Consider the following 13,295-nt stretch of genomic DNA (forward strand, 5'->3'; position numbering starts at 1 on the left):
AAGTGGCCGTTACCGCAGCAACGGATATGCACACAAACCAACCCAATGTGATCGGCTATAGTGCCCGACGACTCTGGAAAGGGAGACCCTCCGTGCGAATTGCGCTTTTACTGTCAGCCTGGCTCATCTGCCTGGGCGCCCAAGCCGCCCCCGTGGACGTCGCAACCCTGGACCGCGGCACCTGGCCCGAACGCCTCAGCAACCCCGCCCTGTTCGACGTCGCCTCACGCGCAGAAATCCTGATGTTCGCCCACACCCTGCTGGCCAGCGAATCCCTCGACGAGCCTGCCCTCAAGCAGCGCCTGGGCCTGAAGATCATCAACCTGGCCGCCATCGACGACCTGCGCCGCCAACTGTGGCAACGGCTATTGGAGAACTACACCTTCGCCCAACAAAGCTGCGAACAGGACGCCTCCTTCTGCTACCTGGTGGAAAACATGGACGACCTGCGCGAACAAGCCGCCAAATTCGAAGTGAACGACGACTCCTTCTATATAGGCTGGGCCGGCCCCAGCCGCACATTCCACGAACGCTACCTGGATGAACAGTTGCGCAAGGCCGCCCTGTTCCCCCAGATCAGCAGCGAAATCGCACGCTTCGGCGATCACGAACGCAACGGCGACGAACTCAACGACCGGATGTTCCTGCTGACCTTCGACAGCGGCCCGTCCCCCGTGAGCGGCAACACCGACTGGCTCACCGACTACCTGCGCAAACAGAAAATGCACGGCCTTTTCTTCGTGCTCGGCAACAGCCTGCAAACCCGCGTCGAGAAAAGCTCGGCCACCGATGTGCAGGCGCTGTACCAGGGCCAGTGCGTCGGTACCCAGGGCTGGCAATACCGCTCCCATAGCCACTGGGTCGACTGGCAGTCGTCCATCACCCGCAGCGCTTCCCTGGCCCAAAACCTGATGCCGGAAAACTACCTGCCGCTGTTCCGCCCACCCTACGGCCAGCGCCGCTCCGACAGCCAAGGCTTCTTCCAGGCACAAGGGCTGCAAGTGGCGTTGTGGGACATCGATTCAGAAGACGAGCCCGGCAAGCTCAAGGCCGATGAGTCGGCCAACCGCGTGCTCACACTGATGCTGCTGTGGCGGCGCGGAGTGATCGTATTCCACGACACCCAGGACAAGGCGCGCATCGCATTACCCTGGCTTTTACACGCTACGGCAGAAAGTGGACTCGGCTGGCAGGATTGCCGCGAAGCGTTTCGCTGAAAAAGCACAAAAAGCCCGGCCCTGTTGGGGCTGAGGTTTTTTAGGAGAGAATTTGCGAGATATTTCGATACAGGCGGACTTCCGACTTTAACGGTGCAATGCCGGCTCGCCTAGTGCTATTCGTCATCCTGAAAAATAAACTTCAAAAAAGCGTCAAAGTGCTTTTTCCTGTCATGTGTTTTGCGGTATTACGAAGACAGACAGCCGAAACCTGCAACACAGGTGGCGTCTTCCAAGACACCTCTTGTGTGCACCGCACTTGACGCCCCTCACGTGCGTTCGACGGTCGAATCGAGGCGCAGCACTGTCGTGGTATTGCGTCGACTGGCTCCCACAAAGGTGACCGAGTATGGATGATCATGGACGTAACCCTTCTTCCGACCAGCCAATCCTTTATGTGCTTGATACCAATGTACTGATTCACGATCCAAACGCACTGCTTAACTTCGAAGAACACCACGTCGCCATCCCGATGATCGTGCTTGAGGAACTCGACAAACTCAAAAGCGGGCACCACAGCGTTGCCGCCGAATGCCGCCAGGCCATCCGCCTGATCGACAAGACCCTCGGCGAAGCCTCCCCCGACGATGTCGAGGTGGGCGTACCGATCCAGCGTGGCAAAAGCGGGCCCAAGGGCTTGCTGTCGATTCTGATGAACAAGCGCGGCGAGCCCAACAGCCTGCTGCCGGAGCATCTGAACGACAACAAAATCATCAACCAATTGATCGACCTGCACGCGCGCGACAAGGACCTGCGCCTGGTGCTGGTGACCAAAGACATCAATATGCGCCTCAAGGCACGAGCGTGTGGGATCGCTGCCGAGGACTACAGTACCGACCAACTGGTCGACGACGTGTCGATGCTGTCTCGTGGTTATCACACCATGACCGGCTCGCTCTGGGATCGCGTCAGCAAGGTTGAAACCCGTCAGGACCATGGCCGCACCTGGCACCAGGTACAGCTGATCGACAACCTGCCGGCTGTGCACATCAACGAATTCATCATCGACGAACAGGGTTTTGTGGGCTGGATCAAAGAGATCCAGGTCGACAAGCTGCTGATCCTCGACCTGCATCAGGAACCGCTGTTGCACCAGGAAGCCTGGGGCCTGAAACCGCGTGATATCTACCAGAGCCTGGCGCTGTATGCCTTGCTTGATCCGGACATCCACCTGGTCAACCTGACCGGCGCCGCAGGCTCGGGGAAAACAATCCTCGCCCTGGCTGCCGCCATCGAACAGACCATGGTTACCAAGCGCTATCGCCGCATCATCGCCACCCGCAGCGTGCAGGGCCTGGACCAGGAAATCGGTTTCCTGCCAGGCACCGAAGCGGAAAAAATGGAGCCGTGGCTGGGGGCGATCACCGACAACCTCGAAGCCTTGCACATGGATGACGAAAATACCCATGGCAGCGTCGACTACATCCTCAGCAAAGTGCCGTTGCAGTTCAAATCCCTCAACTACATTCGAGGTCGCAGCTTCCAGCAAAGCCTGATTTTGATCGATGAATGCCAGAACCTGACGCCGCACCAGATGAAAACCATCATCACCCGTGCGGGCGCCGGTTCCAAAGTGGTGTGCCTGGGTAACCTGGCACAGATCGACACCCCTTACCTGTCCGCGACCAGCTCCGGGCTGACTTACCTGACGGAACGCTTCAAGGACTTCCCGAACGGCGTGCACATCGCGCTGCAAGGGGTACCTCGCTCGATTCTGGCTGAATACGCCGAATCTCACCTGTAACCATTCCTGTAGGAGCGAGCTTGCTCGCGAAGGACGTCAACGAAAACGCGGGGCATCGGGTGCCCCGCGTTGTTCTCTGGTTTTTCGCGAGCAAGCTCGCTCCTGCAGGGTTTACAATCGGGGCTCCTGATCAGGAGTATCCCTGTGCTGACTCATCTCGATTCCCAAGGTCGCGCCCACATGGTCGACGTCACTGAAAAAGCCGTGACGTTCCGTGAAGCCGTGGCCGAAGCGCGGGTGCGCATGTTGCCCGAGACCCTGAAAATGATTGTCGACGGCGCCCACCCCAAGGGCGACGTGTTTGCCGTGGCCCGTATCGCCGGGATCCAGGCCGCGAAAAAAACCAGTGATCTGATTCCCCTGTGCCACCCTTTGATGCTCACCGGGGTCAAGGTTGAACTCAGCGCCGATGGCCTGGACGCGGTGCACATCGTCGCCCGTTGCAAACTCTCCGGCCAGACTGGCGTGGAGATGGAAGCGCTGACCGCGGCCAGTGTCGCCGCCCTGACGATCTACGACATGTGCAAGGCCGTGGACCGTGGCATGACCATCGAAAACATTCGGCTGCTGGAAAAACTCGGCGGCAAGAGCGGGCATTTCAAGGCGGACCAGGCATGAGCATTACCGTACTGTTTTTTGCGCGCTACCGCGAAGCCGTGGACCTGGACTCGCTGGAGGTTGAAGGTGAGTTCGCCACGATCGAAGCCGTACGCCAGGCATTGGCGGGCGACCCCGGTTTTGAAGTACTCAACGAAACTGGCTTGATGTGCGCCCGCAACGAGGAGCTGTGCTCGCTGGACGAGCCCCTCGTTGACGGCGATGAAGTGGCGTTCTTCCCGCCCGTGACCGGAGGCTGATCATGGCGATTCGGGTGCAGGCCGAGGCATTTGACCCCGGTGCTGAAGTCAACGCGATGCATGCGGCCAATGTGGGCGTGGGTGCGGTGGTGAGTTTTATTGGCTATGTGCGCGACTTCAATGATGGCCTGGATGTGGCCGGAATGTTCCTCGAACACTATCCGGGCATGACTGAAAAAGCCCTCGGCAAAATCGCCGTGGAGGCCGAACAACGCTGGCCACTGCTCAAGCTGGAAGTGCTGCACCGCATCGGCGCTCTCGAGCCGGGTGAGCCGATCGTGTTCGTGGCGGCGGCCAGTGCCCATCGCCAGGCGGCGTTCGATGCCTGCGCCTTTGTGATGGACTACCTGAAGACGCGGGCGCCGTTCTGGAAGAAGGAAAACACCAGTGAAGGGCCGCGCTGGGTAGAAGGGCGCGACAGCGATCACGCTGCCGCTGACCGCTGGAAATAACGTGTGGCGAGGGAGCTTGCTCCCGCTGGGCTGCGAAGCGGCCCCAAAAAAAGTGGGAGCGCTGCGCACTCCAGCGGGAGCAAGCTCCCTCGCCACAGAGATTAGGTCGAGGCTTGCAGCCGGTGCGGCGACAGCATCGCTTCGGTCAACCCGAACGCCGCCAATGCATCCGGCAAAGGCTTCCCACGCACCAGCGCAGCACTGGCCTGGCCCATGGCCGGTGAGGTCTGAATCCCATAACCGCCCTGAGCCGCAATCCAGAACAAACCCTCCACCTGTGGATCGAACCCGCAGACCAGATCACCATCGCTGACGAAACTGCGCAGCCCGGCCCAAGTCCGTGCGGGGCGGCGGATGGTCAGGGTGGTGGCTTCCTCGATGTGATAGATCCCCGTGGCAATGTCCAGCTCTTCCGGCTGCACATCGTGGGGCTCTACCGGGTCGGCATTGGCCGGTGAGCCGAGGAACATGCCCGCATCGGGTTTCATATAGAACGAACCGTCGAGGGCGGCCAGCTCCGGCCATGCATGAATGTTCAAGTCGGCAGGCGGGGCGAAGACGAAGGCGCTGCGACGTTTGGGTTGCAGGCCGATTTTCTGTGCGCCGGCCAGCTCACCGATGTGGTCGGCCCACGCGCCGGCGGCGTTGATGATCACCGGGGCGCTGAAATGCTGTTGCGCGGTGCGTACCAGCCACACGCCCTGAACGTCGCGGGTCAGTTTCTGCACGTTGTTGTCGGTGTGGATTTCACCGCCATTGCGCCGAATGCCGCGCAAGTAACCCTGATAGAGCGCATCGGTGTCGATGTCACAGACGGTCGGGTCGTAGATCCCGCCATGGACTTTTTCCCGGCGCAGGATGGGCATCATGGCCATCGACTCTTCGACGTCGAGCAGTCGCGTTTCCGGCACCAGGGCCTTGGCGCTCAGGTACTGGCGCTGCAGCTCATCGGGATCGCCGATCAAGTCCACCAACACTTCACCACGGGGTGTGAGCAACGGGTGTTCGGCAAAGCCTGTGGGCGGGTGATCAAAGAAGGCGCGGCTGCCGAGGGTGAGGGCGCGTACCTGTGGCGTGCCGTAGGCGGCGATGTAGAGGGCGGCGGAGCGGCCGGTGGAGTGGTAGCCCGGCATCGACTCGCGCTCCAGCACAATGACGCGGGCATGTTGTGACAGCCAGTAGCCGGCGGATGCGCCAGCGATGCCACCGCCGATGATGAGGTAGTCCGCCTGGTTCATGTGGGCTCTCCTGTAAAAGCGAGCTTGCTCGCGAAAAACTCTGTGGCACCGCGTTTATCCAGGATGCACGCGTTATCGTTAACGTTTTTCGCGAGCAAGCTCGCTCCTACAGAATGCGGCGTAGTCCTTACGGGCGTTTGCGCTCTACAGGGCGCAACAAATGCGTCGGCGGCGTTTCGCAGCTGATCTTGCGACCCAGCAAGGTTTCGATCGACGGCAACTGATACGAATCGTCTTCACCGGCAAAGCTGATGGACACGCCCGCAGCGCCCGCACGGCCGGTACGGCCAATCCGGTGCACGTAGTCGTCCGGCACTTCCGGCAGGGTGAAGTTGATCACGTGGCTGATGCCATCGATGTGAATCCCGCGCCCGGCCACGTCGGTGGCCACCAGCACGCGAATCTTGCCTTCGCGGAAACCTTCCAGGGTCTTGATGCGCTTGTGCTGCGGCACGTCGCCTGACAGTTGCGCAGCATTCACGCCATCACGCACCAGGCGTTCTTCGATGCGCCGCACTTCGTCCTTGCGGTTGGCAAACACCATGACCCGCTCCCAACCGTTGTCGTTGATCAGGTTGTAGAGCAGCTTGTATTTGTCGGCGCCGGCCACGGCATAGATGTGCTGTTCGACGTTCTCGCTGGCAACGTTGAGTGCCTCGATCTCGACGATGGACGGGTCAGTGGTCCACTGCTTGGCGAGGTTCATCACGTCTTCGGTGAAGGTCGCGGAGAACAGCAGGGTCTGGCGTTCGTTTTTCGGCGGAGTCTGGCGGATGATCTGACGCACTTGCGGGATGAAGCCCATGTCGAGCATGCGGTCGGCTTCGTCCAGCACCATCACTTCGACCATGTCCAGGTGCACGTCGCCGCGCTGGTTGAAGTCCAGCAAGCGGCCCGGTGTGGCCACCAGGATGTCGCAGTGGCGCGCTTCCAGGTGCTTGAGCTGCTTGTCGAAGTCCATGCCACCGACAAACGTCATTACGTTGAGGCCGGTGTATTTGGTCAGGTCGGCGGCGTCCTTGGCGATCTGCACCACCAGCTCCCGGGTCGGGGCGATGATCAGGGCGCGTGGCTCACCCATGTAGCGCTCTTTCGGCGGCGGGGTTTCCAGCAGTTGGGTGATGATCGAGATCAGAAACGCTGCGGTCTTGCCGGTACCGGTCTGTGCGCGACCGATGGCGTCTTTGCCGGCGAGGGTGAAGCCCAATACCTGCGCCTGGATCGGCGTGCAGTACGGGAAACCCAGGTCCTGGATGGCGTGCATCAGTTCCGGGGCGAGCTTGAAATCATGAAAGCGGGTTTTGCCTTCCTGGGGCTCGACGGCGAAGTTTTCCAGTTTCCAGGGAATAACCACAGGTTTCGGCGCGCGTTCGCGACGCGGTTTTTCCTGGCGTGGCTCCTGGCGTGGTTGGTCGGCGGCTGGCTCTTCAGCGACGTTAACCGTGGCGGGTGTGGTCACCGGCTCTTTTTTTGGCGAGGCTACAGGTGCGGTCCGGCCAGGCTGCTGGCCGTCATTGCGGCTGCCTTGAACGTGGGCGGGGGCACTGGAACCTGGCGCGAGCTGCTCAGCCTCGCTTTTACCGAACATCTTTTTGAGTGCTTTGAGCACGGTCATCTCATCAATTGGTTAAGGAATGTACGCCGGCCAGTGTAATGCAAGAATCGGGCGCGGCGTAGTGCGTTGGTCATACGGCTACACAATGGGTGGTTTTCAGCCCAGGCGGGCGGCCAACCAGTCACCAATATCGTGTATCTCCTGGGGTAACACTTCGTGGCCCATTGGGTATTCCTGCCATGCAACGGTGACACCGCGCGACTTCAAATGCTCATAGGCGCTGCGACCCATGGCGTTCTGCACCACGTCGTCGTATTGGCCGTGCAGGCACAGCACCGGAATTCGTTGCTGGCTGGCCGACAATTCAAGTTCGTCGCCAAAGGTGGGAGCGTAGGTGGAGAGGGCAATCACGCCACCCAATGCGCCCTGCCATTTCAGGAAAGCGGTGTGGAACACCACGGCGCCGCCCTGGGAAAAACCGGCGAGGAAAATCCGCGAGGCGTCTATCCCGCTGCTTTTTTGTTCCTTGATCAGGTCAGTGACCATTTTTGCCGAGGCTTCCAGTTCCTCAACGCTGATCGAGCGCGCCGGGCTCATGGCCTTGATGTCGTACCAGCTGGGCATCTCATAGCCGCCATTAATGGTCACGGGGCGTGTCGGCGCCTGGGGCAGGACAAAGCGCGTAGACAGGAGTTTTTCCTGTAGGGCTTCGGCCACCGGCAGGAAGTCGTAGCGATCGGCACCCAGGCCATGCAACCAGATTACGCAGGCGTCTGCGGGCTTGGCGGGCTGAAGAATCAAGGGTTCGGTCATGTCTGCTCCATAAATGTGCGTGCGCTCCGATTGAGTGCGTCGGAACGGTGCGCGACGAGTTGATCTGTTAAGAGAATGTCGCAAGGTTGAATCTTTTGCTCTTGACCATGGGCTGAAACGACTCAGCCACCAGTCTGGTACGGGGCTTGCTATGAGAAACCCGATGTCAAGGCTCACCCCAGGCGGTAACACTATCAGTGACTGACGCCTGGGGGATAGCAACTGGACTTAAAGCAAAAACCTCATGCTGTTTGACCCCAAAAAAAGCCAACACGGGTCGATGTCGCCTCATAAGGGTGCGGTGGGGTTTGAGCTCCGACACAACAAGAGCAAAACTGGAGGTTTGAATGAAGGTATTGAAATCCACCCTGGCCATCGTGACCGCGGCTGCCGTATTGGGTGTCAGTGGTTTCGCCCAGGCTGGCGCCACTCTGGATGCCGTGCAGAAGAAAGGCTTTGTGCAGTGTGGCGTGAGCGACGGTCTGCCAGGCTTCTCGGTGCCGGACGCCAGTGGCAAGATCCTCGGGATCGACGCTGACGTATGCCGTGCTGTTGCCGCTGCCGTATTCGGCGACGCAACCAAGGTCAAATTCAGCCAGTTGAATGCCAAGGAGCGTTTCACCGCGCTTCAGTCTGGCGAAGTCGACATCCTGTCGCGTAACACCACCATGACCAGCTCTCGCGATGCCGGCATGGGCCTGAAATTCCCGGGCTTCATCACCTACTATGACGGTGTTGGCTTCCTGGTTAACAACAAGCTTGGCGTTAAAAGCGCCAAGGAACTGGACGGTGCAACCATCTGCATCCAGGCCGGTACCACCACCGAGCTGAACGTTTCCGACTACTTCCGCGCCAACAACCTGAAGTACACCCCGATCACGTTCGACACCTCCGATGAAAGCGCCAAGTCGCTGGAATCCGGGCGTTGCGACGTACTGACCTCCGACAAGTCCCAACTGTTTGCCCAGCGCAGCAAGTTGGCCTCGCCGAAGGATTACGTGGTGTTGCCGGAAACCATTTCCAAGGAACCTCTGGGTCCTGTCGTGCGTAACGGCGACGACGAGTGGCTGGCCATCGTGCGCTGGGTTGGCTACGCCATGCTCAACGCTGAAGAAGCCGGCATCACTTCGAAAAACGTCGAAGCTGAAGCCAAATCCACCAAGAACCCGGACGTAGCCCGTCTGCTGGGTGCTGATGGCGAATACGGCAAAGACCTGAAAGTGAAGAAGGACTGGGTCGTACAGATCGTCAAGCAAGTGGGTAACTACGGTGAAGTGTTCGAGAAAAACCTCGGCAAAAGCACTCCGCTGGAAATCGACCGTGGCCTGAACGCGCTGTGGAACAACGGCGGCATTCAATACGCACCACCTGTGCGCTGATCGCTGATGGTTCTATCACCCGGTGGGCCAACCGCCGGGTGATGTTCTGTTCCATTATTCCTGGGGCACTTAATGCAAAATCAAATCGGCGCACCAAAACAGAAGCTCAGCTTCAGTGATCCAAAAGTGCGTGCGTGGCTATTCCAGATCATCACGATTGTGGCGGTGGTCTCGTTGGGCTGGTACCTGTTCAACAACACGCAAACCAACCTTCAACACCGGGGCATTACCTCGGGTTTCGACTTTCTTGAGCGCAGTGCCGGCTTCGGCATCGCTCAGCACCTGATCGACTACACCGAATCGGACAGCTATGCCCGGGTCTTTGTGATCGGTCTGCTCAACACGTTGCTGGTGACCGTGATCGGTGTGGTCCTGGCGACCATCCTCGGGTTCATCATCGGCGTGGCGCGCTTGTCGCCCAACTGGATGATCAACAAGCTGGCGACCGTGTATGTGGAAGTGTTCCGCAACATTCCGCCGCTGCTGCAAATCCTGTTCTGGTACTTCGCGGTATTCCTGACGATGCCGGGGCCGCGTAACAGCCACAACTTCGGCGACACCTTCTTCGTCAGCAGCCGTGGCCTGAACATGCCTGCCGCGTTGGCGGCGGACGGCTTCTGGCCGTTTGTGATCAGCGTTGTAGTGGCGATTATCGCCATCGTACTGATGACCCGTTGGGCCAACAAACGCTTTGAAGCCACCGGTGTTCCGTTCCATAAATTCTGGGTCGGCCTGGCACTGTTGGTGGTGATCCCGGCACTGTGCGCACTGGTTTTCGGCGCGCCGCTGCACTGGGAAATGCCGAAGCTGCAAGGCTTCAACTTTGTTGGCGGCTGGGTGTTGATTCCCGAGTTGCTGGCGCTGACCCTGGCCTTGACCGTGTACACCGCGGCGTTCATCGCCGAGATCGTGCGTTCGGGCATCAAGTCCGTCAGCCACGGCCAGACTGAAGCGGCGCGCTCCCTCGGGCTGCGCAACGGTCCGACCCTGCGCAAAGTGATCATCCCGCAAGCCCTGCGCGTGATCATCCCGCCGCTGACCAGCCAATACCTCAACCTGGCGAAAAACTCGTCACTGGCCGCCGGTATCGGTTACCCGGAAATGGTTTCGCTGTTTGCCGGCACGGTGCTCAACCAGACCGGCCAGGCCATCGAAGTCATTGCCATCACCATGAGCGTGTACCTGGCGATCAGCATCAGCATTTCCCTGCTGATGAACTGGTACAACAAGCGCATTGCGCTGATCGAGCGGTGAGGAAACCAGCATGACTTCTCATACTTTCAAACCTGACATGCCACCACCCAACAAGGTCTTCGGGCCGATGGCGTGGATGCGTGCCAACCTGTTTTCCAGCTGGCTCAACACCCTGCTGACGTTGCTGGCGTTCTACCTGATCTACCTGATAGTGCCGCCGATCCTCAGCTGGGCGATCTTCGATGCCAACTGGGTGGGCACTACCCGCGCCGACTGCACCAAGGAAGGCGCCTGCTGGGTGTTTATCCAACAGCGTTTCGGGCAGTTCATGTACGGCTACTACCCCGGCGACCTGCGCTGGCGCGTGGACCTGACCGTGTGGCTGGCCATCGTTGGCGTGGCGCCGTTGTTCATTTCGCGCTTCACCCGCAAGGCGGTCTACGGCCTGAGCTTTTTGGTGGTGTACCCGATCGTTGCCTACTTCCTGCTCCACGGCGGGATCTTCGGCATGACCAACGTGGCCACCAGCCAATGGGGCGGCTTGATGCTGACCCTGGTGATCTCCACCGTCGGCATTGCCGGGGCCTTGCCGCTGGGCATTGTGCTGGCGCTGGGTCGGCGTTCGAACATGCCGGCGATTCGTGTGGTGTGCGTGACCTTCATCGAGTTCTGGCGCGGTGTGCCGTTGATCACGGTGTTGTTCATGTCGTCGGTGATGTTGCCGCTGTTCCTGCCGGAAGGCATGGGCATCGACAAACTGCTGCGGGCCTTGATCGGCGTGATCCTGTTCCAGTCGGCCTACGTGGCCGAAGTGGTGCGCGGTGGTTTGCAGGCGATTCCCAAGGGGCAGTACGAAGCCGCCGCCGCGATGGGCCTGGGTTACTGGCGCAGCATGGGCCTGGTGATTTTGCCCCAGGCGCTGAAGATGGTGATCCCGGGCATCGTCAACACGTTTATCGCGTTGTTCAAGGACACCAGCCTTGTGATCATCATCGGCCTGTTCGACCTGCTCAACAGCGTCAAGCAAGCCGCCGCCGACCCGAAATGGTTGGGCATGGCCACTGAAGGCTACGTGTTCGCCGCCCTGGTGTTCTGGATTTTCTGTTTTGGTATGTCCCGCTATTCCATTCATTTGGAACACAAGCTGGACACAGGCCACAAGCGTTAGGAGTTTTGTGATGAGTGAAGCGATCAAACAGCCTGTGAGCCCTGAAGGCATTATTCAGATGCAGGGCGTCAACAAGTGGTACGGCCAGTTCCACGTGTTGAAAGACATCAACCTGAACGTCAAGCAGGGCGAGCGTATCGTGCTGTGCGGCCCGTCGGGTTCCGGCAAGTCCACCACCATCCGCTGCCTCAACCGTCTGGAAGAGCACCAGCAGGGCCGCATCGTGGTCGATGGTGTGGAACTGACCAATGACCTCAAGCAGATCGAAGCGATCCGCCGTGAAGTCGGCATGGTGTTCCAGCACTTCAATCTGTTCCCGCACCTGACCATCCTGCAGAACTGCACGCTGGCACCGATGTGGGTCCGCAAGATGCCCAAGCGCAAGGCTGAAGAAATTGCCATGCACTACCTGGAGCGCGTGCGTATTCCGGAGCAGGCCCACAAGTTTCCGGGCCAACTCTCCGGCGGTCAGCAACAGCGCGTGGCGATTGCCCGTGCGTTGTGCATGAAGCCGAAAATCATGTTGTTCGATGAGCCGACCTCGGCACTCGATCCGGAGATGGTGAAAGAGGTGCTGGACACCATGATCGGCCTGGCGGAAGACGGCATGACCATGCTCTGCGTAACCCACGAAATGGGCTTTGCGCGCACCGTGGCCAACCGTGTGATCTTTATGGACAAGGGCGAGATCGTTGAACAGGCGGCGCCGAATGACTTCTTCGACAACCCGCAGAATGATCGGACCAAGTTGTTCTTGAGCCAGATTCTGCATTGATCCATGGGTAATGCTTGAAACAATAAACCCGGCCTGGTGCCGGGTTTATTTTTGCCCTCAATCAAGTTGTGGTCAGGGTCTCGTGTTCTTTATGTACCGTATGCACGGAGTTACGAAGATCTGCGCCTTCACTCAGGATTTTTGCTTCGACCAGCAAGTGGGGGTGACGCTCAAGCAAACGCATCAGGACTACCAGGGACTTGGGGGGCAATACCTCACCGCGCTCGTAACGAGATAAGGCGTTGTGGCCGCCACCCGATAGCAGTTGTACCGTTTCTTTTTGTGAAAGGTGCAGTTTGCGGCGTATGCGCTTCATCTCGGTGCCGACCATCTGCCTGAAACTGTGGACTATTTCATCGCAGTGGTCTGAATAGCGTTCCGCGTCTTCGGGGTCCAGGATCACCTCTCCACATGCCTGGCACTCCCATCCAGACAGATCGTCTATACGGCGATGCAAACCTTTGTCTTCCGATGTTTCGCTACGTCCTGAGAAGTGATGCATTCCGTCATGCCTGCCGCAGCTGAAGCATTGCTCTGTTTTCATGGGTTTTTCTCCTTGAAGGAGATCACCGGAGGTTTACTATCCGTGCGGTAGGTCACCTTGATGTAGATCTCCAGATCATGTGAGTGAATGTGATACACATCTTGCCAAACTCGATGGTCGTCATGAGTGGTCATCGACTTGTACAACATCGTGTTTTTCAACTCGAAAATGACCGCCTGCATTTGTTCGATGCTTAAATCAAGATCCTCGCCGCAACGGCGTGCGCTTTGAGTAAATGCTTGCTTTCCAAGCCGCCTGACATCCGCCTTTATCACCGCCAAATCGTAATGAGGTGTGTACTTTTCCATAAGACACCTGAGTCCAATAATTACCCTCTGAGGGTAATTTTACCAATCGAA

14 protein-coding genes are annotated in these 13,295 nt (G+C 59.0%); 9 read left to right on the forward strand and 5 right to left on the reverse strand.

The features are described from left to right. Positions 1-92: 92 nt before the first annotated feature. From SNL23_RS00845 to moaE, 5 genes are all read left to right on the forward strand, one after another. Entirely contained in the window at positions 93-1,217 is a 1,125-nt protein-coding gene (locus SNL23_RS00845; protein ID WP_318301345.1) for a polysaccharide deacetylase family protein, read from the forward strand. 349 nt (positions 1,218-1,566) lie between these two features. Then, complete coding sequence (locus SNL23_RS00850; RefSeq protein ID WP_318301346.1) at positions 1,567-2,961, forward strand: PhoH family protein; 1,395 nt, start codon at positions 1,567-1,569, stop codon at positions 2,959-2,961. Between the two features lie 144 nt (positions 2,962-3,105). Continuing rightward, positions 3,106-3,579, forward strand: coding sequence for a cyclic pyranopterin monophosphate synthase MoaC (gene moaC, locus SNL23_RS00855; protein WP_010170404.1), 474 nt, complete (start codon positions 3,106-3,108; stop codon positions 3,577-3,579). After that, positions 3,576-3,818: a molybdopterin converting factor subunit 1 gene (gene moaD, locus SNL23_RS00860; RefSeq protein WP_076015690.1), complete on the forward strand. Its 243-nt coding sequence runs from the start codon at positions 3,576-3,578 to the stop codon at positions 3,816-3,818. Before moaC ends, moaD begins: the two co-directional genes overlap by 4 nt. A 2-nt stretch (positions 3,819-3,820) precedes the next feature. Next, positions 3,821-4,270, forward strand: a complete 450-nt coding sequence (gene moaE, locus SNL23_RS00865; RefSeq protein WP_318301347.1) for a molybdopterin synthase catalytic subunit MoaE — start codon at positions 3,821-3,823, stop codon at positions 4,268-4,270. A 101-nt stretch (positions 4,271-4,371) separates the two neighbouring features. On the opposite strand, the gene SNL23_RS00870 is transcribed toward moaE, so the two are convergent. The 3 genes from SNL23_RS00870 to SNL23_RS00880 all read right to left on the reverse strand — a co-directional run bounded on the left by SNL23_RS00870 (position 4,372) and on the right by SNL23_RS00880 (position 7,876). Continuing rightward, positions 4,372-5,508, reverse strand: coding sequence for an NAD(P)/FAD-dependent oxidoreductase (locus tag SNL23_RS00870; protein ID WP_318301348.1), 1,137 nt, complete (start codon positions 5,506-5,508; stop codon positions 4,372-4,374). A 127-nt stretch (positions 5,509-5,635) separates the two neighbouring features. Then, on the reverse strand, positions 5,636-7,123 hold the full coding sequence (gene rhlB, locus SNL23_RS00875) for an ATP-dependent RNA helicase RhlB (protein WP_318301349.1): 1,488 nt from the start codon (positions 7,121-7,123) through the stop codon (positions 5,636-5,638). Between the two features lie 96 nt (positions 7,124-7,219). Continuing rightward, on the reverse strand, positions 7,220-7,876 hold the full coding sequence (locus SNL23_RS00880) for an alpha/beta hydrolase (protein ID WP_318301350.1): 657 nt from the start codon (positions 7,874-7,876) through the stop codon (positions 7,220-7,222). A gap of 347 nt (positions 7,877-8,223) precedes the next feature. Between SNL23_RS00880 and SNL23_RS00885 the strand changes: the two genes are divergently transcribed. The 4 genes from SNL23_RS00885 (at position 8,224) to SNL23_RS00900 (ending at position 12,392) form a co-directional block, all read left to right on the forward strand. Next, positions 8,224-9,255 (forward strand): amino acid ABC transporter substrate-binding protein, encoded by a 1,032-nt coding sequence (locus tag SNL23_RS00885; protein ID WP_076015685.1) that lies wholly within the window; start codon positions 8,224-8,226, stop codon positions 9,253-9,255. A 72-nt stretch (positions 9,256-9,327) separates the two neighbouring features. After that, complete coding sequence (locus SNL23_RS00890) at positions 9,328-10,509, forward strand: amino acid ABC transporter permease (RefSeq protein WP_167662858.1); 1,182 nt, start codon at positions 9,328-9,330, stop codon at positions 10,507-10,509. 10 nt (positions 10,510-10,519) lie between these two features. Continuing rightward, the gene (locus tag SNL23_RS00895) at positions 10,520-11,617 is read left to right on the forward strand and encodes an amino acid ABC transporter permease (protein ID WP_318301351.1); all 1,098 of its coding nucleotides are present in this window, start codon (positions 10,520-10,522) and stop codon (positions 11,615-11,617) included. 10 nt (positions 11,618-11,627) lie between these two features. Then, positions 11,628-12,392 carry an amino acid ABC transporter ATP-binding protein gene (locus SNL23_RS00900; RefSeq protein WP_003171943.1) on the forward strand — a complete coding sequence of 255 codons (765 nt, stop codon included), beginning with the start codon at positions 11,628-11,630 and terminating at the stop codon, positions 12,390-12,392. 61 nt (positions 12,393-12,453) lie between these two features. Here the strand turns inward: SNL23_RS00900 and SNL23_RS00905 are convergent, their stop codons facing one another. Together SNL23_RS00905 and SNL23_RS00910 are read right to left on the reverse strand one after the other, a co-directional pair. Then, entirely contained in the window at positions 12,454-12,936 is a 483-nt protein-coding gene (locus tag SNL23_RS00905; RefSeq protein WP_318301352.1) for a type II toxin-antitoxin system MqsA family antitoxin, read from the reverse strand. Then, positions 12,933-13,244, reverse strand: a complete 312-nt coding sequence (locus SNL23_RS00910) for a type II toxin-antitoxin system MqsR family toxin (protein ID WP_318301353.1) — start codon at positions 13,242-13,244, stop codon at positions 12,933-12,935. Before SNL23_RS00910 ends, SNL23_RS00905 begins: the two co-directional genes overlap by 4 nt. Positions 13,245-13,295 lie beyond the last annotated feature (51 nt).

The organism is Pseudomonas sp. SED1 (assembly GCF_034044025.1).
In the GTDB taxonomy this organism is placed as follows: domain Bacteria; phylum Pseudomonadota; class Gammaproteobacteria; order Pseudomonadales; family Pseudomonadaceae; genus Aquipseudomonas.